This window comes from Xanthomonas cissicola (assembly GCF_008801575.1).
Taxonomy (GTDB): Bacteria; Pseudomonadota; Gammaproteobacteria; order Xanthomonadales; family Xanthomonadaceae; genus Xanthomonas; species Xanthomonas cissicola.
In genome coordinates this window covers 114,304-133,784 of sequence record NZ_VZPL01000003.1, presented here as the reverse complement: position 1 = coordinate 133,784, position 19,481 = coordinate 114,304, and the positions used below count along the sequence as shown (strand labels likewise).

At 65.5% G+C, this 19,481-nt stretch carries 17 protein-coding genes; 10 read left to right on the top strand and 7 right to left on the bottom strand.

Annotation, left to right across the window (positions count from 1 at the left end; all coding sequences use genetic code 11):
* Positions 1–25 precede the first annotated feature (25 nt).
* The 5 genes from F7R02_RS02415 (at position 26) to F7R02_RS02395 (ending at position 4,878) form a co-directional block, all read left to right on the top strand.
* The gene (locus tag F7R02_RS02415) at positions 26–1,330 is read left to right on the top strand and encodes a sensor histidine kinase (protein WP_139371030.1); all 1,305 of its coding nucleotides are present in this window, start codon (positions 26–28) and stop codon (positions 1,328–1,330) included.
* Entirely contained in the window at positions 1,327–2,103 is a 777-nt protein-coding gene (locus F7R02_RS02410; RefSeq protein ID WP_005911281.1) for a LytR/AlgR family response regulator transcription factor, read from the top strand. The genes F7R02_RS02415 and F7R02_RS02410 overlap by 4 nt, the downstream gene beginning before the upstream one ends.
* 180 nt (positions 2,104–2,283) lie before the next feature.
* Complete coding sequence (locus tag F7R02_RS02405) at positions 2,284–2,655, top strand: hypothetical protein (RefSeq protein WP_078590367.1); 372 nt, start codon at positions 2,284–2,286, stop codon at positions 2,653–2,655.
* Between the two features lie 307 nt (positions 2,656–2,962).
* A complete protein-coding gene (locus F7R02_RS02400; protein ID WP_078590366.1) occupies positions 2,963–4,558 on the top strand; it encodes an APC family permease in 1,596 nt (531 codons plus the stop codon).
* A gap of 29 nt (positions 4,559–4,587) precedes the next feature.
* Positions 4,588–4,878 carry a Rossmann-fold NAD(P)-binding domain-containing protein gene (locus F7R02_RS02395; RefSeq protein ID WP_005911278.1) on the top strand — a complete coding sequence of 97 codons (291 nt, stop codon included), beginning with the start codon at positions 4,588–4,590 and terminating at the stop codon, positions 4,876–4,878.
* A gap of 205 nt (positions 4,879–5,083) precedes the next feature.
* On the opposite strand, the gene F7R02_RS02390 is transcribed toward F7R02_RS02395, so the two are convergent.
* Entirely contained in the window at positions 5,084–5,773 is a 690-nt protein-coding gene (locus F7R02_RS02390; protein WP_075150199.1) for a hypothetical protein, read from the bottom strand.
* 462 nt (positions 5,774–6,235) lie between these two features.
* Here F7R02_RS02390 and F7R02_RS02385 point away from each other — a divergent pair, with 462 nt between their 5' ends.
* Positions 6,236–7,162 (top strand): oxygenase MpaB family protein, encoded by a 927-nt coding sequence (locus F7R02_RS02385; protein ID WP_005911277.1) that lies wholly within the window; start codon positions 6,236–6,238, stop codon positions 7,160–7,162.
* A gap of 200 nt (positions 7,163–7,362) precedes the next feature.
* Here the strand turns inward: F7R02_RS02385 and F7R02_RS02380 are convergent, their stop codons facing one another.
* The 5 genes from F7R02_RS02380 to F7R02_RS02355 all read right to left on the bottom strand — a co-directional run bounded on the left by F7R02_RS02380 (position 7,363) and on the right by F7R02_RS02355 (position 13,550).
* Positions 7,363–9,432 carry a M13 family metallopeptidase gene (locus F7R02_RS02380; RefSeq protein ID WP_078590365.1) on the bottom strand — a complete coding sequence of 690 codons (2,070 nt, stop codon included), beginning with the start codon at positions 9,430–9,432 and terminating at the stop codon, positions 7,363–7,365.
* Positions 9,433–9,580: 148 nt separating this feature from the next.
* Positions 9,581–10,276, bottom strand: coding sequence for a glycosyltransferase (locus F7R02_RS02375; RefSeq protein WP_078567849.1), 696 nt, complete (start codon positions 10,274–10,276; stop codon positions 9,581–9,583).
* 382 nt (positions 10,277–10,658) lie between these two features.
* On the bottom strand, positions 10,659–11,654 hold the full coding sequence (locus F7R02_RS02365) for an aldo/keto reductase (protein ID WP_078587252.1): 996 nt from the start codon (positions 11,652–11,654) through the stop codon (positions 10,659–10,661).
* A 139-nt stretch (positions 11,655–11,793) separates the two neighbouring features.
* Positions 11,794–12,363: a flavodoxin family protein gene (locus tag F7R02_RS02360; protein WP_003489601.1), complete on the bottom strand. Its 570-nt coding sequence runs from the start codon at positions 12,361–12,363 to the stop codon at positions 11,794–11,796.
* A gap of 290 nt (positions 12,364–12,653) precedes the next feature.
* The gene (locus F7R02_RS02355) at positions 12,654–13,550 is read right to left on the bottom strand and encodes a LysR family transcriptional regulator (RefSeq protein ID WP_078590364.1); all 897 of its coding nucleotides are present in this window, start codon (positions 13,548–13,550) and stop codon (positions 12,654–12,656) included.
* A gap of 106 nt (positions 13,551–13,656) precedes the next feature.
* Between F7R02_RS02355 and F7R02_RS02350 the strand changes: the two genes are divergently transcribed.
* The 4 genes from F7R02_RS02350 to F7R02_RS02335 all read left to right on the top strand — a co-directional run bounded on the left by F7R02_RS02350 (position 13,657) and on the right by F7R02_RS02335 (position 17,997).
* Positions 13,657–14,067 (top strand): DoxX family protein, encoded by a 411-nt coding sequence (locus tag F7R02_RS02350; RefSeq protein WP_078590363.1) that lies wholly within the window; start codon positions 13,657–13,659, stop codon positions 14,065–14,067.
* A gap of 29 nt (positions 14,068–14,096) precedes the next feature.
* A complete protein-coding gene (locus F7R02_RS02345) occupies positions 14,097–14,915 on the top strand; it encodes a dioxygenase family protein (RefSeq protein WP_078590362.1) in 819 nt (272 codons plus the stop codon).
* A 207-nt stretch (positions 14,916–15,122) separates the two neighbouring features.
* A complete protein-coding gene (locus F7R02_RS02340; RefSeq protein ID WP_078514945.1) occupies positions 15,123–16,367 on the top strand; it encodes a putative DNA modification/repair radical SAM protein in 1,245 nt (414 codons plus the stop codon).
* 193 nt (positions 16,368–16,560) lie between these two features.
* Positions 16,561–17,997 carry a UdgX family uracil-DNA binding protein gene (locus F7R02_RS02335; RefSeq protein WP_078590361.1) on the top strand — a complete coding sequence of 479 codons (1,437 nt, stop codon included), beginning with the start codon at positions 16,561–16,563 and terminating at the stop codon, positions 17,995–17,997.
* Positions 17,998–18,498: 501 nt separating this feature from the next.
* Here the strand turns inward: F7R02_RS02335 and F7R02_RS02330 are convergent.
* Positions 18,499–19,056, bottom strand: coding sequence for a fasciclin domain-containing protein (locus F7R02_RS02330; RefSeq protein WP_003489588.1), 558 nt, complete (start codon positions 19,054–19,056; stop codon positions 18,499–18,501).
* Positions 19,057–19,481 lie beyond the last annotated feature (425 nt).

The following is a 19,481-nucleotide window of genomic DNA, read 5'->3' as shown; positions in this document are numbered from 1 at the left end:
TCTCATCCCAACGAGCTGCCTGCCTGTGTCTGCCAGCGTCTTCCTGATCGTGCGTATCGTGTTCGCCTGGGCCGCCGCGTTGGTGGTGGCAGGGATCATGTGGACGCAGGTGTTCGGCTCCATCGGCCCGATCTTCGCGTTGGCCTGCATTGTCTTGCTGACGCTGGCGTTGATGAGTTCGGTCACCCATGTGCGGCGCGTGCGCCTGATCGCCGATCGGCTGGACCATACCACCTTGTCCACCCGCCAGCGCCGCCAGATCGAAGTGCCGCTGGATGTACAGGCCAGCTTCGCGGTGATGGAAGAGGCGGTGCGTGCGCTACCGCGCGTGCAGGACATCGAATGCGCGCCGGGCAGCCTGCTGATTCGCGCCAAGGTGCGCCGCATCGACCCGTACGCAGGTCGCCAGCCGTCGCGCTGGAACCTGTTCGCGCGCTTTGCCATCACCCACAACCAGATCCTGGCGACGATCGCGCCGGGGCAGGGCACCAGCAGCGTCACCGTGTTGTGCGAGCCCGACGCTGGCGCCTGGGTGGATCTGTTTGCGGTGGACGAAGGCAGCAATTACGAAAACGCCGAGGCGATCAATCGCGCGGTGGTGCGCCGGGTCGGCGAGCAGCGTCGCGACGAACAGGCCGCCGCCGAGCAATCGGTCATGGAAAAGGAACTGGCCGTGGCGCGCCTGAATCTGCTGCATGCGCAGGTCGAGCCGCACTTTCTCTACAACACCCTGGCCAGCGCACAGGTGCTGGCGCGCACCGACCCGCCGCGCGCCGAGATCATGATCGGCCATCTGATCCAGTATCTGCGCAGCTCGCTGCCCAACGCCGACGGCGCCATCGCAACCCTGGGCGAAGAACTCGAACGCACCCAGGCCTACCTGGAGATTCTGCGCATCCGCATGGGCACGCGGCTGGCCTTGCAGGTGGAAGTTCCCTACGAACTACGTGCGCTGCCGCTGCCGTCGATGATGTTGCAGACATTGGTGGAAAACGCGATCAAGCACGGGCTGGAAGCCAAGCCCGGTGGTGGCACCGTCTGGATCCTTGCGCGTCGCCACGATGACCATGTCACGCTCACCGTGGCCGACGACGGCCAGGGCTTCAACACGCACAGCCACGGCACCGGCATCGGCTTGAAGAACCTGCGCGAGCGCTTGCAGCTGATCTATGCCGGCAAGGCGAGCTTTGCCATCGTGTCCAACTTCCCCAGCGGTGTGGCGGCTACCCTGAGCCTGCCGCTGCCGACGCAGTTTGGTGCCGCGCCATCGCCGCCACCGTTGCCCACTGCGGGCGCACAGGCCGAACACGCCGCCCAGGTGCGGGCATGAGCGCGCTGCGCGCCGTGGTTGCCGAAGACGAGGCCTTGCTGCGGCAGTCGTTGCTGACGCTGCTGGCCGAGGTGTGCCCGCAGCTGCAGATCGTGGGCGACTGCGAGGACGGCGCCAGCGCGCTGGAGACCATCGCCGCGCAGCAGCCGGACGTGGTGTTCCTGGATATCCGCATGCCCGGCCTCACCGGCATCGAGGTGGCGCGTGCGATGCGCGAGGTCAGCCCGCGCAGCCAGGTGGTGTTCGTCACCGCCTACGACCAGTACGCCATCGATGCGTTCGAACACGGCGCAGTGGATTACCTGCTCAAGCCCATCGGCCGCGAGCGCCTGCAGGCCACCTGGCAGCGCGTGCAACAACGCGCGACTGCCGGCCAGCCGGATGGCGCGCTGTTGGAAGCCTTGCTGCAGCGTCTGTCGGCACGCCCGGCCGCTGCCAGTCACACGCCGCCGCTCGCCTGGCTGACCGCCAGCAGCGGGCGCGAGACGCGCTTGATCGCGCTGGACGAGGTGGCGTATTTCCAGGCCGATCAGAAGTACACGACGGTGATGACTGCGGCCGGCGAAGCGGTGTTGCGCACGCCATTGCGCGAACTGCTGGATGTGCTGGATCCGCAGGTGTTCAAACAGATCCACCGCTCCACCATCGTCAACATGAAGGCGGTTGCCTCGGTGGTGCGCGAGGACACCGGCAAGGGCCGGCTGGCGCTGCGCGGTCGCAGCGAAACGCTCACCGTCAGCCAGCCGTTCATGAGCCTGTTCCGCGGCATGTAAGTGCGGTGAGCAACACGTTGCGTGCAGCCGTCGTGCCGACAAGAACGGCGCACGCTGAACTGGCGTGCGCGCGCGAGTGCGACACCCGATTCCGAACACCGTCCGCACCGCCCGAACCCTGCACGGTTTTTGCTGGACGCGCCGACTCCCCCGATTGCATCGATTGAAAGGACTTCCTCCATGCGCCTGATCGCCTCCCTGGTGTACTGCCTGCTCGCCCTGGCCGGCTGCCACGAACGCAATGGCACCACCTCCATCACCCGAGCCACCGACGATGGCCGCGATGTGATCTTCAGCAAGACGCTGACCACCGCGACCGCCACCAATGTGCATTGCCTGGCCAGCAACTCCGGCCACTGCTACTACCTGATCTACGAAGAACAGTGCGCGACCGGCGGCGCCGACGCCACCGCCAGCGCACCGACCTGCGCCCGCAAGACCCTGGATAGGTTTGCGCTGACGCCGGGGCAGGTGCGCGAACTCCATGGCGTCTCCGGGCGGACGCATACCTGCGTAGATACCGCCGCACCCCGTGCCGATTGCCACGGTTGAGGCCAGCCGACAAACCGTGGCGGGCAGGCGTCGGGTGAGCGCAGATGGCACGATAGGGCCGGAGCGCATGAGCGGTAGGTGCCGATGCCAAGCACCGGCCGTGGCCGCGTGGCGGCGAGTGCAGTCTTTTGTCCGTTCCCTCGGGCGGCGCGGCTGGGATGCGCGTACCCGCCCTGCAGTCGCGTCGGCGACTGACGCCGGACGACGAACTCCGGCAAGCCTGAATACGCACTGACGGCAAGCGGTCGCTTCTGCGATCATTACCGGCTTGTTGCCGGTTCACGGCGTCCTCACTGCCAGGCTTCTCATGTCCGAACACTCGCTACGCCGCGACGTTGGCCCCTTCGCCCTCATGCTTACCGGCCTGGGCTCGATCATTGGCTCTGGTTGGTTGTTCGGTGCCTGGCGCGCGGCCGGCCTGGCCGGCCCTGGTGCGATCTGGGCCTGGGTGCTGGGCGCGGCGATCATCACCACCATCGCGCTGTCGTATGCCGAGCTCGGCGCCATGTTCCCCGAGTCCGGCGGCATGGTGCGCTACAGCCACTATTCGCACGGCTCGCTGGTGGGCTTCATCGCCGGCTGGGCCAACTGGATCGCCATCGTCTCGGTGATCCCGGTCGAGGCCGAGGCCTCGGTGCAATACATGGCGTCCTGGCCATGGGCCTGGGCGCAGGGCTTGTATGTGCAGGCGCCTGGCGGGGCAGGCGAGCTCTCGGTGCCCGGCCTGCTGATTTCGGCGGTGCTGGTGCTGGTGTATTTCTTTTTGAATTTCTGGAGCGTCAAGCTGTTCGCACGCTCCAATACGCTGATCACCGTGTTCAAGCTGGTGGTGCCTGCTGCCACCGGCGTGGCGCTGATCGCCAGCGGCTTCCACAGCGAAAACTTCAGCGTCGGCATCCACGGCGATGCGCACGTGCTCGACCTGGCCGCGGTGCTCACTGCGGTGGCCACCGCCGGCATCGTCTTCAGCTTCAATGGCTTCCAGAGCCCGGTGAATCTGGCCGGCGAAGCGCGCAACCCCGGCCGCAGCATTCCGTTCGCAGTCTTGGGCTCGATCGCGCTGGCCACGGTGGTCTACGTGATCCTGCAGGTGGCCTACATCGGCGCCGTGCCGCCGGATCTATTGGCCAAGGCCGGCTGGCACGGCATCGATTTCCGCTCGCCGTTCGCCGAGCTGGCCATCATCGTCAACCTGCACTGGCTGGCGATGCTGCTCTACATCGATGCGTTCGTCAGCCCCAGCGGCACCGGCATCACCTATACCGCGACCACTGCACGCATGGTCTATGGCATGGAAAAGAACGGCACCATGCCGGCCGCGCTGGGCAAGCTGCATCCGGTCTGGGGCGTGCCGCGCATGGCGATGTTCTTCAACCTGGCCGTGTCGTTCGTGTTCCTGTTCTTCTTCCGCGGCTGGGGCACGCTGGCGGCAGTGATCTCGGTGGCCACCATCATTTCCTACCTCACCGGCCCGATCAGCGCGATGGCGCTGCGCCGACACGCGCCGGAACTGCACCGCCCGCTGCGTATCGCCGCACTGCCGGTGCTGGCCGGCGTGGCCTTCGTGATGGCCACCGAACTGCTGTACTGGGCACGCTGGCCGCTGACCGGCGAGATCATCCTGCTGATGGTCGTGGCGCTGCCGGTGTACTGCTATTACCAGGCCAAGCAAGGCTGGCCGGACCTGCGCCGCAGCCTCAAGGGCGCGGCCTGGATGATCTGCTACCTGCCCACCATCGCGCTGGTCTCGTGGGCCGGCAGCACCGATTTCGGTGGCCATGGCTACCTCAGCTACGGCACCGACCTGGCCGTGGTCGCTGCAGTGGGCGCGGTGTTCTATATCTGGGGCGTGCGTAGCGGCTGGCGTACCCCGTCGGTGGAAAAGGCGGTTGCGCAGGCGTGAGTCGGGCTGCGCAGTTGCTCTGAAGCGCAATGTCGAATCCGCGCAAGATCGTCCTGCATTCACTGCACGGCGAGCGGCCAGGGCTGGCAGCTCTGGTTGCCGACTGGATCGCTGACGGCGTCCACTATGTCGGTGTGGTCGGCATCGATGCCGACCGCATCGAGAATCTCATTGACGACTTGTGCGTGGGAGATGGCTCGGCATCGTATTTCATGCTCACAGCGGCGCATGGCCCGGACGAGTCTCTGGAGGAAGCTGTGTTCTTGGCCGAGTGCCTGTCCGATGAGTTCGCAGGCCCTGTTCGCGTGATTGAGTTCTAATCGTTCGAACATGCTGGCGCCACCGCATGATTTGACCTGTGCTTCAAAGGCTCGCGAAGGCCACAGCACAATGCTTGACGGACTTAACGTGCGTCTGGATCAGGGTGAATTCCCGGTGTTGAAACGCAAAACGGCCGATGGAGTTCCATCGGCCGTTTTTTGCATTCGAATCGCGCGTTCCCGTCTATGGTGTGTGCTCAAGACCTCAGGCGTTAGCCACCAATCGTGGCGCGCCATCAAAACGGTCGAGGTCGCGCAGCAGTTCGGTATAGCGGCGTAGCCGGCCCATTTCGCGCATGTTGACGATGTCTTCGTGGCGCAACTCGCGCTTGGACGTGACCTCCTGCTTGTAGCGCAGCACCTCCGGATAGCGGCGCGTCATGTCCAGCGCGTCGGCAACGCACTCGACCGAGTCGGCGTCCGGCGTCACCCGCGCGCGGCTGTTGAAGGCGCGTAGCCAGCGTTCGAAACCGGCGCTATGGTCGAACAGGTCGGCGATGTACCACATCACGAACAGGATCGATGCCCACGAGGTGAAGATGATCACCACCCGGCTGAAGGTCAGGTGGTAGTCGTTCTGCCACAGCTGGTGCGTGATCACGCCCAGCAAGATCAGCGAGATCGCCTGCCAGCCGATGATCGAGGCGATCACCCACTGTTTTTTGGCCACCTTGAGCAGCGAGAGCTCTTCGTCGAGCTGCGCGTCGGTCTTGTCGCGCCAGTGAGCCACCTGCTCATCGAAGGGGAGCCGATGGAGTGCGTTGTCCTGCAATAGCAGGCCTAAACCCTGGAACAAAGCGATCATGACAAGCTCCTGACGGATGGCTGGTACGAACGACTTGCTGCACTGGCCGCGGCCGGTGCCCTGGAGCGTCCGAACGTGCTGGCGAAGCAGTGCGTCGACGGACGGCCTTAGTTCTAGCACTTTCGCTGTGCATGGCAATGCCCCAAGCCAAGCGCTGGCCGCGCAATTCTGCGCAGACGCGCACAAATCGCTGAATTCAGGCGGATTTGCTGCAATGCCGCCGCCGCGTGCCTACGCTGCGCCTTCGATCTTGCTGCACTGCACACTCGGCGCTGCGGCAATTGCCGGGTTCGCGGGGATGGCAGGCTGGCTTGCCGGACCTGCTGGACGGTGGGCCATTCGCGCGGCGCCGAGCCTGCCCGGAAAGATCAGGGGCCGTGGCTGCCCGGCTGGTCAGCACTCCGTCCAGATGCCAGCTCGCATCCTCCCGGTCCGCGGTCGCTATGACCGTCGACCTCCGGTCGCCACGCTCCCGCTCCGCCGACTAATGAGTGGATGCGTGCCTGCGCCTCGCTGACCTGGCGTTGCAGATGAGCTGCGTATCATTGCCGCATGTCAGCCGTCCTGCGCACTCTTACCGCCCCCGCCGCCAAACAGATCCAACGCTGGGTTCTCAATGCGTTTCCGCGTGGTCAGAGCACCATCGAATACGATCAGCCGCTGGGCGATCCCGGCATCTTCGGGCCCGACAGCATTACCTGGCGCATCCACTCCGAATTTCCGGGCATGCTGTCCGGCGGCTTGTGCGCATTGATGTTGCAGCTGTTGCATCCGCGCGCGCTGGCCGGGGTCTACGACCATTCGAACTTCCGCACCGATTTGATCGGGCGGCTGCGGCGCACCACCAACTTCGTTGCCGGCACCACCTACGCGCCACGTGCGGAAGCCGAGCAATTGATTGCGCGCGTGCGCAGGATCCACGCGCATATCCGCGGCCACACTGTTGACGGCGTGCCTTATGAGGCCAACGACCCGCAGTTGCTCACCTGGGTGCATGTCACCGAAGCCTATGGGTTTTTGCAGGGATGCCGGCGTTATTGCCGCCAGGTGCCTGCTGCCATCGCCGACCGCTATTACGACGAAGCGCGACGCGTGGCCGAAGCGCTGGGCGCGGCCGATGTGCCGGCCAGCGAAGCGCAGGTGGATGCGTACTTCGCATCGGTGCTTGGAGAGTTACGCATGGACGCGCGCTCGCGCGAGGTGCTCGACATCCTCACCAGCATCCAGCTGCCGGTGCCCGCCGCGGGCCTGTCGCGCGGGGTGTTTCTTGGCGCTGGCACGGCCTTGTTGCCCGGCTGGGCCAGCGACATGCTCGGCCGCACTGCCAGGCAACGCGCGCAGGCGCACGCATCGGCACGGTTGCTGCGCAGCCTGTCGCCGCTGTTCCGCACGGCCTTGCGCGACGGACTGTCTGCGCGCGCATGCAGGCGCATGCACTTACCGCCAGCGACGTTGTTGGAGTGGCCTGACAGCGTGTAACGGGTGTGGGCTGGGTTGGCGGTGTGTTCTGACGTGCGCGCTGGTGGCGCGCGATAGGCAATCGCTCGTCGTGCCGTTCTTCAACGGCGACCACGACGTGGGTGCACTTCGCCACAACCCGGCAGGCCACTGCCGCGTGCCGCGACAAAGAATGCCGCAGGCACCAGCTCCACTGGCGCTGCATCGACCACGATCAGCACCTACCAGATCTTGACCCGCTGCTCCGGCGCCAGATACAGCTGCTGATCCTGTGTCACATCGAAGGCCGGGTACCACGCATCCAGGTTACGCACGGTTTGCGCACGGAAGCGGCCAGGTGCATGCACGTCGGTGAGCAGAGCATTGCGCAGTGCCGCGTCGCGGTACTTGCCGCGCCAGGCCTGCGCAAAGCCCAGGAAAAAGCGCTGATCCGGGCTAAAACCATCCAGGGTCTGGGGCTGCTTGCCCTGCAGCGACAACTGGTAGGCATCGTAGGCAGTGGCCAGGCCCGCAACGTCGGCGATGTTTTCGCCCAGCGTCAGCTTGCCGTTGACCGACAAGTCGTCCAACGGTTGGTAGGCGCTGAACTGCGCAGCCAAGGCACTGCCGGCGTTCTCGAATTTTTTCAGGTCTTGCGGCGTCCACCAGTCATGCAGCTCGCCGTGTTCGTCGAACAGCGCGCCCATGTTGTCGAAGCTGTGGCTGATCTCGTGCCCGATCACCGCGCCGATCGCGCCATAGTTCACCGCATCGTCGGCGGCGGGGTCGAAGAAGGGCGGTTGCAGGATCGCCGCCGGGAAGATCAGGCGGTTTTCCAGTGGCACATTCAGTGCGTTGACCTCCTGCGGCAGCATGTACCACTCGCGATGATCGACCGCCTTGCCCAGCTTGGCCAGGTTGCGCCGGTATTCGAATACCTCGGCGCGCTGCACATTGCCAAGCGCATCATCGCGGCGCACGTCCAGCCCGCTGTAGTCGCGCCAGGTGTCCGGGTAGCCGACCGCCACCGTCAAGCCGGCGATCTTCGCCTTGGCATGCTGCTTGGTTTCGGCGCTCATCCACTCCAGTGCGTCGATGCGTTTGCCGAACGCGGTGATGATGTTCTTGACCATCTCTTCGGTGCGCGTCCTGGTCTGCGCGCTGACGTACTTCTGCACGTAGCGCTTGCCGACCGCTTCGCCCAATGCGGCGTTGGTCGCGTCGATGCCGCGTTTCCAGCGCTGGCGCTGCTGCGGGGTGCCTTCCAGCGTGGTGCCGTAAAACGCGAAGCGCTCGTCGGCGAAGGCCTTGGACAGATACGGCGAGGCGCGGTCCAGCGCGCGGAAGCTCAGATAATCCTTCCAGGTCTGCAGCGGCTCGGACTGCACCAACGCCGACAACCCGCTCACCGCGCGCGGCTGCCATACGATGAAATCCTGCTGTGCGTTGAGCCCGGCTGCCTCGAAGAACACCGCCCAGTCCAGGCCGGGCGCATCGCGCGCGAAATCGGACCGCTTCCAGGCATTGGCGCCAGCCTGCACATCGTTGGTCTGCTCAGGGGTCGCGTGCACGCGCGCCATGGCGATTTCCAGTGCCAGGATGCGCTCGGCCCTGGCGGGCGCATCATCGATGCCGGCCAGCTCCAGCAACGCGACGATGTGCGCGCGGTAGGCCTCGCGCAGCTGCGCCATGCGCCCGCCGTCCAGATAGAAACTGCGCTCGGGCATGCCCAGGCCGCCTTGCACCAGATAGGGCACGTAGCGGCCTGGATGATGCAGGTCCTGCGAAACCCACAGGCCGAACAGCCGGTCGGTCTGGAAATTGGTGGCGTTGAGCAGATCGACATCGGCACGCAGCTGGCCGCCCAAGGTGCGCGCCAGGGCCTGCTTGTCGTCGAGCTGGGCGATCGCCTCCAGTTCCGGTTGCACCGGGCGCACGCCCTTGGCCTCGATGCTGGCTTCGTCCATGTAGGCGGCGTAGTAGTCGCCGATCTGCTTGTCTTCGCCGGTGACGCGGTCGTTGGCGGCAGCGCCTTCGATGATGTCGCGGCTATGCCGCTCGGTCTCGATGGCGATGGAAACGAAACTGTTGAAGCTGGAGCGATCTTCCGGAATCTTCGTGCGCTTGACCCAGTTGCCGCTGGCGTAATCGAAGAAGTCGTCGCCCGGCGCCACGCTGCGATCCATGCCGGTCACATCGAAGCCGAAATCGCCGAGCTTGGGCTTGCTGGGAGGCAGCGCTGGGTGCGTGCTCGCGGCCGGTGTCGCGCCATCGCGGTGGCATGCGGCGGTGGTCAGCAGCGCGGCAGACATGGCGGCGATCAGGACGGGGCGATGCAAAGAAGCCATGCGGCGCAACTCGTATACCTAAACAGACAGCACAGTGTAGTGGCCTGCGGTGTCGGGTGCCGCCTCGAGGGCGGGCTCCACCGTCGATCGCGGCGGCGCGGACACGCTCGGTTCAGCGCCGGCGCTGATACCAGAAGCCGAGCGCGTCGCGGGTCTGCAGCATGCGCCGCCCGCGCCACAGAAATCGCAACAGCAGGCCGAGGTGCTCGCGCTTGGAAAAGCTGCGCAGCTTGCGGTCGGAGGTGTGCACGGTCTGGCGCAAGATCACAAAGCGTCCGCAGCGCGCCAGTGCGCGACTCAGTGCCACATCTTCGCCAGCGTAGTAACGCGTGTCGAAGCCCCCTGCACTGACGAACGCCGCCCGCGTGCAGAACAGGAAACACCCGGGAGCAATGCCGGAAACACGGAAAAACCAGCCAAAAACCGCCTGCGCCACGCGCTCGGACCACACCCGCTTGCCTTGCAGATGCACCCGCGCACCGCCGCCTACCGCGCCGGCATCGAGCGCAGCCAATGCTGCGCCAACGACTTGCGGGTTGATCGAGGTATCGGCATCCAGAAACAGCAGGTGCTCACCTTGCGCGGCCTGCGCGCCGGCATTACGCGTTGCGGCGATGTGGCGCAACTGCACCTCCAGCACCTGCGCGCCATGGCTGCGTGCGATGGTCGCCGTAGCGTCTTCGCAGGCATCGGCCACCACGATCACTTCATGGTCCAGCTGCATGGCCTGCGCGCAGGCATGCAGGCACTGCAGCGTGTCGCCGATCAGGGCAGCCTCATCATGGGCGGGAATCACGAAGGACAGCATGGGGCACGATGCGTGTGAGCGGCAGCCAGTGTGCAAGGGGCAGCGAAGCGGGAGTGTGAGCAGGGGCGCTCAGCATCCAGTCCGGGCGGTCGAACGCGCACTGCGGGACAGACACGCATTGATCGACCGCAGGTATGACACCTGGATGGCCGCAGTGGCGCGCGGCAAGCTCCACTGGTGCCAACGCAATGCTGCAACGCTGGCTGCGGCACTGGGAAGGCCAACGGCAGACGGCAAGGCGATTGCGCTCGCCGCCATGCGGGCGCGGCCGTGCCCGGAATCGGCATGTGTCACGTTCGTACATTCCGGTTCCGAGCGCGCCGTCCGCGCTCACTGGCAGCGCCCGCTGCAGGTTGGCCGCCTTAAGACCGGGCAGCACGGCTCAGCGGTTGACCGCGCCCATCATCGCTTCCGGGTAGCGCGTGCCCGCCGCAGCTTGCGGCGGGAAAATGGCATCGATGCGGGCCAGTTCGTCCGGCATCAGGGCCACATCCAGCGCAGCGATGTTTTCTTCCAGATAGGCCAACCGCTTGGTGCCGGGGATCGGAACCAGGTCCTGGCCCTGCGCCAGCACCCAGGCCAGCGCCAGTTGCCCGGGCGTGATGCCCTTGTCGGCAGCAATGGCCTTGACCTGTTCCACCAGCTGCAGGTTGCGGGCGAAGTTTTCGCCCTGAAAACGCGGCGAATGGCGGCGGTAATCGTCGGCGTCGAAATCGTCCGGTGACGAAAACGCACCGGTCAGAAAACCGCGCCCCAGCGGCGAGTACGGCACGAACCCGATGCCGAGTTCGCGCACCGCGGCGAACACGCCATTGTCTTCCGGCTCGCGCGACCACAGCGAATATTCTGTCTGCACCGCGGTGATGGGATGCACGGCGTGCGCGCGGCGAATGGTGGCTGCGGCCGCTTCCGACAACCCGAGGAAGCGCACCTTGCCTTGCTCGACCAGGCGCGCCATTGCGCCCACGGTGTCTTCGATGGGCACATTGGGGTCGACGCGGTGTTGGTAGTACAGATCGATATGCTCCACGCCCAGCCGACGCAGGCTGGCTTCGCATGCGGACTGCACATATGCCGGGCTGCCGTCGATACCGCGCACCGACGGGTCGTTGGGGTCGAGCTTGATGCCGAATTTGGTGGCCAGAAACACTTCATGCCGGCGCGAGGCAATCGCTTTGCCGACCAGCACTTCATTGGTGTGCGGGCCGTACATGTCGGCGGTGTCGAGCAAGCTGATGCCACGATCGAGCGCGCGATGGATCACCGCGATCGAGGCGGCCTCGTCGCTGCGGTCGCCGTAGAATGCGCTCATCCCCATGCAGCCAAGGCCCAGGGCCGAAACGGTGGGGCCGGAACGGCCAAGCGTGCGGGTTTGCATGGTGGGGGACTCCGTGCAGCAAAAGGTCGGGGAACAATGGCGTGAAAGGCGTTAGCGCGATGTGGCCCACGCGCTAACGCACAGCCCGCGCAGATCGGCAAGCCATGCTGCGATCTGCGCGGGCTGGTGTGCGGTGCAATCAGCCCTTGAGCTTGGCGGCCACCTCGGCCACGCGCTTGCCGAACAGCTTGGCCGTTTCCAGGTCGCCGCTACGCGGCGCTTCGTCCGGCGAGGCGTCCGATGGCGAGATGGCCAGCGCACCGCCCCAACCGCCAGTCCAGTTCACGTCCTGCGGACCATGCGCCTTGGTGTTGGCTGGCGGCAGCCCGGTGCCCACCCAGATCTGGCCATGCTGTTGCGACAGGGTCCACAGATACTGGATGGTGGCGGCCTTGTCGCCGTTCGCCGATGCCGAATTGGTGAAACCGGCAGCGACCTTGTCCTTCCAGGCCTGCGCAAACCACGGCTTGGAGCTGGCATCGGCAAATTTCTTGAACTGCCACGCCGGGCCGCCCATGTAGGTGGGGCTGCCGTAGATGATGGCGTCGGCGGCACTGATGGCGTCCCAGGCATCGTCGGGCAGGTTGCCGTCCTGGTCGATCCGGTACAGCGTGGCTTGGCCAACGCTGGCTGCGCCTGCGTGCACGGCTTCGGCCTGCTTGACGGTGTGGCCGTAGCCGCTGAAATACACAATGGCGATCTTGCTCATGGGCACTCCTGTTGAACGGGGAGCTGGATTCTGCGCACACCGGTCGCGACAGCAGAATGACCACGCACGGGACGAACTGTTGCCGCGGTCGTTGCTGAGGCCTGCTGGAGCTTATGCGCCTGTCGAGGTGTTGAGTGGGGTCAGCGTGCGTGGCTGCCTCATGTAGCCCAGATCCAGTTGTGATGTCGGTGTCTGGAGACAGGTGTCGGCCTGCGCAGACTGAATCCCGAATCCCGAATGCGTGCACGCGCCAGCTGGCGCGAGGTATTTCCTCGCCTGGCTCTCAACCTTCAACCAGGCCCCGGCACGGGCATGCATTCGACCAGGTAATCGATAAAGCTGCGCACCTTCGGCGCCAGATGGCTGCGGCTGGTGTAGACCGCAAAGATGCCGATCTCGGCCAGTGCGTAGTCGGGAAGAATGCGTACCAGGCGCCCGGCGGCGATGTGCGGTTCGGCCAGAAAATCCGGCTGCATCACGATGCCCTGTCCGGCCAGCGCGGCCGCGCTCAGCACATGCCCGTTGTTGGCGCGCAGGCCGCCGTGCAGGCGCACGTCGATATCGCCTTCGGGCCCTTGAAAGCGCACTTCATCGCCGCTGGGCGAGTAGTGGTAGAGCAGGCATTCGTGGCCGGCCAGATCGGACGGATGCTGCGGCGTGCCCGCACGTGCCAGATAGGCTGGCGACGCACACGGCAGGATGCGTACCTTGCCCAGCTGCCGCGCGATCAGCATCGGTGCCGGCTGGCGGGTGATGCGGATGGCGACATCGAAGCCTTCTTCGACCATGTCGACCAGGCGGTCGGACAGCGACAGGTCCAGCTCCACCTGCGGGTAGCGCGCGCGAAAGCCCGGCAGCAACGCGCCTAGCCGTTCGATGCCATAACTCACCGGTGCGTTCACCCGCAGCACGCCGGCCGGTTCGAGCGCTTGCGCGCCAATGGTGGCTTGCAGGTCGTCCAGATCGGCGAGCAGCTGCAGGCAGCGCTGGTAGTACGCGCTGCCGGCACTGGTCAGGCTGACCCGGCGGGTGGTGCGGTTGAGCAGGCGGATGCCCAGCCGCTGTTCGAGCGCGGCGACCTGGCGGGTGACACTGGCGGTGGAGCGGTCCAGCGCATCGGCGGCGGCACTGAAGCCGCTGCGCTCGGCCACGGCGGTGAACACGCGCATCGCATCGAGGGTATCCATGGCGGCTCCGATTGTTCCTTTTGCCGAAATAAATTATCTGAAGCACGCGTATTTATCAGATTTTTGTAAGGAATAGGCTGTGGCGGTCCTCAACGGAGCCCGTCCCATGACAACTGCCCTCGCATCTCCACGCACCGCCGCCTATGGCACCGCCTTGCTGCGTATCAGCCTGGGCGTGCTGTTTCTGGTGCATGGCCTGACCAAATTGCTGGTGTTCACTCTGGCCGGCACCGTGGCGTACTTCCAGTCGCTCGGCCTGCCCGGCGCATTGGCCTACGTCAGTATGGCGCTGGAGCTCGGCCTTGGCGTTTCGCTGCTGTTGGGCCTCTATGCGCGCTGGGTCGCCCTGCTGGGCGTGCCGCTATTGCTGGGCACGATTGTCAGCGTGCATGGTGCGAACGGGTTCGGTTTTTCCAATCCGGGTGGCGGCTGGGAATACCCGGCGTTATGGGCGGTGCTGCTGATCGTGCAGGCGTTGCTCGGCGACGGCGCATTCGCGTTGCAGCCATCGCGCTGAGCCTGTTTCCATCCATCAAGGAGCTGTCCATGACCCGCTTGCCCCCCCTGTATATCTCGCACGGCTCGCCGATGACTGCGCTGCAGCCGGGGCAGGTCGGCGAGCGCCTGGCCGACCTGCGGCACGCGTTGCCGCGGCCGCGTGCCATCGTGGTGGCGAGCGCGCACTGGCTGGGCCGTCGCCCGCTGGTCAGCGGTGCGCTACGGCCGCCGACCATTCACGACTTCGGCGGCTTCCCGGCGCCGTTGTATGCGCTGGACTATCCGGCGCCCGGCGAGCCGGCATTGGCGCAGCAGATCGTGCGCCGGCTGGAGCAGGCCGGCCTGCATCCGCAGCTGGACCCGCAGCGCGGCTTCGATCACGGCGTCTGGGTGCCGCTGCGCCTGCTGTATCCGGACGCCGACATCCCGGTGGTGTCGCTATCGATCCAGCCCGAGCTGGGACCGGCGCACCAATTTGCGGTGGGCCGTGCGCTGGCGCCGTTGCGCGATGACGGCGTGCTGGTGATCGGCTCGGGCAGCATCACCCATAACCTGCACGACGTCCGCAACGGCTACAGCGCCGAGCGGCAAGCGCCGTACGTGCGGCCCTTCATCGAATTGACCGAACGCAAGCTGCTGGACGACGACATCCCCGCGCTGCTGGACTACCGCCGCCAGGCACCGCATGCCGAACGCGCGCATCCCAGCGACGAGCACTGGCTGCCGCTGTACGTGGCGATGGGCGCGGCTGGCGATGACCGGCTCGGTGCGCAGCGCATCGACGCCGGCATCGATGCGGGTTTCCTGGCTATGGATCTGTATCGCTTCGACGGCCCTGCAGCGGTGGCGGACCCGGTCGCGGCATAGCGCCGGGTGCGGACGTGGGCGCATCGGCATGTTTGGGCCAAGAGCTGCAGTGCCGATGGGAAGAGCGTAGTCGCACGTTCGCTGGCAGCGGGTTCGCATTGCAGTCGCGCGCTGCCGGATCACGCCAACCCGCAGCGCTCTGAAGCATTCACGATCAGGTGCAGGCGAGTCTCATAGGCTGAGACGCCACCGCTGCATGCTGCCCGCGTGAAAATCCTCGACAAGCTCGCCGTCCTCGCCGACGCCGCCAAATACGATGCCTCCTGTGCTTCCAGTGGCGCCAACAAGCGCAATTCGCTGGGCACCGGCGGCATCGGCAGCACCGAGGGCATGGGCATCTGCCACTCGTACACGCCCGACGGCAGATGCGTGTCGCTGTTGAAGATCCTGCTGACCAATTTTTGCATCTTCGACTGCGCGTACTGCGTCAATCGCGTGTCCAGCAATGTACGCCGTGCGCGCTTCACGCCGGAAGAAGTGGTCACGCTCACGCTGGACTTCTACAAGCGCAACTACATCGAAGGCCTGTTCCTGTCCAGCGGCATCATCCGCAACTCCGACTACACCATGGAGCAACTGGTGGAAGTGGCGCGGCAGTTGCGCGAGGTGCACCATTTCGCCGGCTACATCCATCTCAAGACCATCCCGGATGCGGCTCCGGAGTTGCTAGCGGCGGCAGGACGCTATGCCGATCGCTTGAGCATCAATGTGGAGTTGCCCACCGAACAGGGCCTGACGTTGCTGGCGCCGGAGAAAAGCCTGGGCGGCATTCGCTCGGCGATGGGCGAGCTGCGCTGGCGCATCGAAGAAAACCAGCTCGAACGCAAGGCTGAAACGGTGCGCCGCGCCAAGCCGCCACGCTTCGCGCCGGCCGGGCAGAGCACGCAGATGATCGTCGGCGCCGACAATGCCAACGACCGCAGCATCCTGGACACCAGCCACAACCTCTACGGCAATTACCGCATGCGCCGGGTGTACTACTCGGCCTTCAGCCCCATCCCGGATGCCTCGTCCAAGCTGCCGTTGCAGGCACCGCCCCTGCAGCGCGAGCACCGGCTGTATCAGGCCGACTGGTTGCTGCGTTTCTACGAGTTCAGCGTGGAAGAAATTGCGCCGGCGCAGTCCAGCGGCATGCTCGACCTGGACGTGGACCCCAAGCTGGCCTGGGCATTGCGCAACCCCGAGCGGTTTCCGGTGGACTTGAATGCGGCACCGCGCGAAATGCTGCTGCGCGTACCGGGCCTGGGCACGCGCAACGTGGAGCGCTTGTTGTTGTCGCGGCGGCATGCGCGCTTGCGCGTTGGCGACCTGGCGCGGCTGCGCGTACCGATGAAAAAGCTGCTGCCGTTCGTGAGCGTGCTCGATCACCATCCGCGTCAGCGCCTGGACGACCCGGTCAGGCTGCGTGCGCAGTTGGCGCCTGCGCCACGGCAGGCGAGTCTGTTCGACTGAGCATTTTCCGCCCGCAACGATGCTGCTTCCTTGGCCAATGCCAGCGTTCGCAAGTCCCAATCCCCAATCCCTAATCTCCGCTCAACCGCATCTGACCCCGCCAACGCAGGTAGCGTGCATCCTGGTAAACGGCATTGCGCGGGCATACGGTTCCAAAGCGCATGTCGGTACCCCTACAAGAGCAAGGCAAACGATGTTCAGCGCCGAGGTGGAACCCGCGTGGAGTTTTGAAGCATGGCGTGCGTTGGCGCGGGCAGGCTGGTGCGCGCAGGTGGAGCCGGACGATATGGCCTGGAATGGCGGGGCGCAGGGCGGCTTGTTGATGGGGCAGGGACTGTTGGCGATGCCGGCCGTGGTGCCACCACCGCGGGTCTCTGCAGATTTCATGCAGCTGGCGGCCTCGGTGCTGTGTCACCGCGACCCGCAACGGCACGCTGTGTTGTATCGCTTGCTGTGGCGCGTTGCCTCTGGGGAAAAAGCCCTGCTGGAACGCGCCACCGATGTGGATGTGCACCGGCTACGGCAATGGCAAAAAGCGGTGCAGCGCGATACCCACAAAATGAAGGCCTTCGTGCGTTTTCGTCGCCTGCCCGGGGAAGAAGAAGACTTCGTGTCCTGGTTCGAGCCCGAGCACTGGATCGTGGATCGCGTGGCGCCGTTTTTTGCGCGCCGGTTTGCCGGCATGCGTTGGGCGATCCTGACCCCGTACCGCAGTGTGCGTTGGGATGGGCAGGCGTTGACCTTCGGCGAAGGTGCGGTGCGCACCCAGGTACCCGCCGACGATGCGCAAGAGACGCTCTGGCGCACGTACTACGCGCATATCTTCAACCCGGCGCGGCTCAACCCGACCATGATGCGGCAGGAAATGCCGCAGAAATACTGGAAGAACCTGCCCGAAGCCACGCTGTTGCCGGAGCTGATCCGCGATGCCGGCATGCGTGTTCGCGAGATGGCCGAGCGCGCGCCCGAGCCGGTACGGCGACGGGTGCCGGCAGCGCCTGCGCCATTGCCGGAAGCGGCAACCCAAAGCCTGGCGCAGTTGCGCACTGCCGCACGCGATTGCCGGCGTTGCGAACTGTGGCAGCCGGCAACGCAAACGGTGTTCGGCGAAGGACCCGACGATGCGTCGGTCATGGTGATCGGCGAGCAGCCGGGCGATGAAGAGGACTTGAGCGGTCGTCCGTTTGTCGGTCCCGCCGGGCGCCTGTTCAACATGGCGTTGGGCGAGCTGGGTGTGGACCGCGAGACGTTCTACGTCACCAATGCGGTCAAGCATTTTCGTTTCGAGCAACGCGGCAAACGGCGGCTGCATCGCAATCCGGAGCGCACCCATGTGCAGGCCTGCAGCGGGTGGTTGCAGGCCGAACGGGCGCACTTGCGTCCGGCGCAGATCGTCTGCCTGGGCGCGACTGCGGCGCAAGCCGTGTTGGGAAGCCGCTTCCGATTGATGCAGCAACGCGGGCAATGGCAGCGCCTGGACGACGGCACGCCGGTATTGACCACGGTGCACCCGTCCTGGGTATTGCGCCAGCCATCGACGGATGCGCGCGAAGAAGGGTATCGCGGATTTGTCGAGGATCTCCGTCAGTTGCTGGATCCACCGCCGCCGTCCAGCGATCAGTCGAGATAGGGAAATAGCGCGCCACACGGGCAAAAAAAGACGCGTGCAAGGGCACGCGCACGGTGTCGGAGAATCGGGACACCAAGCGGAGCCACCGGCAGGCCGGTCGCTCCCTCACCGCCGTTTGGCGGTTTGATTGCGGTCGCTGGAGGCTGGCCCGCGCGACGCACAGCATGGTTGAACCACGCCTCGCCTGTGCTGGTGCGCTCGCGGATCAACTGCCATCCACTGCAGATCCGTGGCATGGCGTTGCCGATCAACTAGCGACAAACAGAACCGACCGGGTAGTCGTCAGGCGTTGCCTCCTGGTAGGCATCGTGTGTGTCGATGTCGACCAATGTCTGCGCTTGCCAAGCGCTCGCCGCATCGACGGCCAATCTCTTTAAAACAGCGCCTCCCTTGCCATGACGCGCTGCATGAAAGCGCTGCGCCATCGGCGGAAAAATCGCATTCCGCCGATGGCAGTGTGCGTGCGTCAGCAACGACGCGTCGCGGTACGGCTGCAGGCCATTACGGCATCAGCACCTTGTCCACCACGTGGATCACGCCATTGCTCTGGATCACGTCGGCGATGGTGACGTTGGCGGTGTTGCCCTTGACGTCGGTGATGGTGACCTTCTTGCCATTGAGCCTGGCGGTCAGCGGCTCGCCCTGCACGGTGGTCAGCGTGGCGCTACCGCCACCGGCCTTGATCTTGGCGATCAGCGAGGCCGCATCCACCTTGCCCGGTACCACGTGATAGGTGAGCACCTTGGTCAGGGTCGGCTTGGATTCGGGCTTCAGCAAGGTGTCGACGGTGCCGGCCGGCAGTGCCGAAAACGCCGCATTGGTCGGCGCGAATACGGTGAACGGGCCCGGACCCTTCAGCGTCTCGACCAGGCCGGCCGCTTTGACGGCAGCCACCAACGTAGTGTGGTCCTTGGAGTTGACCGCGTTGTCGACGATGTCCTTGGTCACCAGCATCGGCGCGCCGCCAACGGTCGGATTGGACGCAGCATAGGCGGGGGCCAGGGCGCTGGTCAGGGCAATGGCGGTGGCAACGGCAAGCGACTGGAATGAAGTCTTCATGAGGCATCGATCCTTTGGGTTGGCGATCGCCTGGATGGCAACCGTAGCGTCAATACGCGCCTGCGAAACGGCCGGATGCATCACGCTGTTTTGACATTCATCACCGCGTTCGGCGTGATGACGGCGGCGTCACAGGGGCGTGCAAGCGCCGGTGCAGGAGTGGGGCCAGGACCGGCAGCGATACGACACCGATCGCTGCATCCCGCTCGCGCGTCACCTGTGGCCATAGCGCGATGGCGAGGACCGTTCCAAGGAAACAGCAGCACACCGCAACGTCCCATCCATGCCCCCGGCTCGATCGGATCGACTGTTCGCGCACTCTCCGGCCGGCGTAGACGGGCCCGTGCCGAGGGTGCCGGCGGCGATTGCGAAACACCCGTGCATGCGTTGTCGCACCGTCCTTCGCTGCTCGAGCCGCAGCCGCT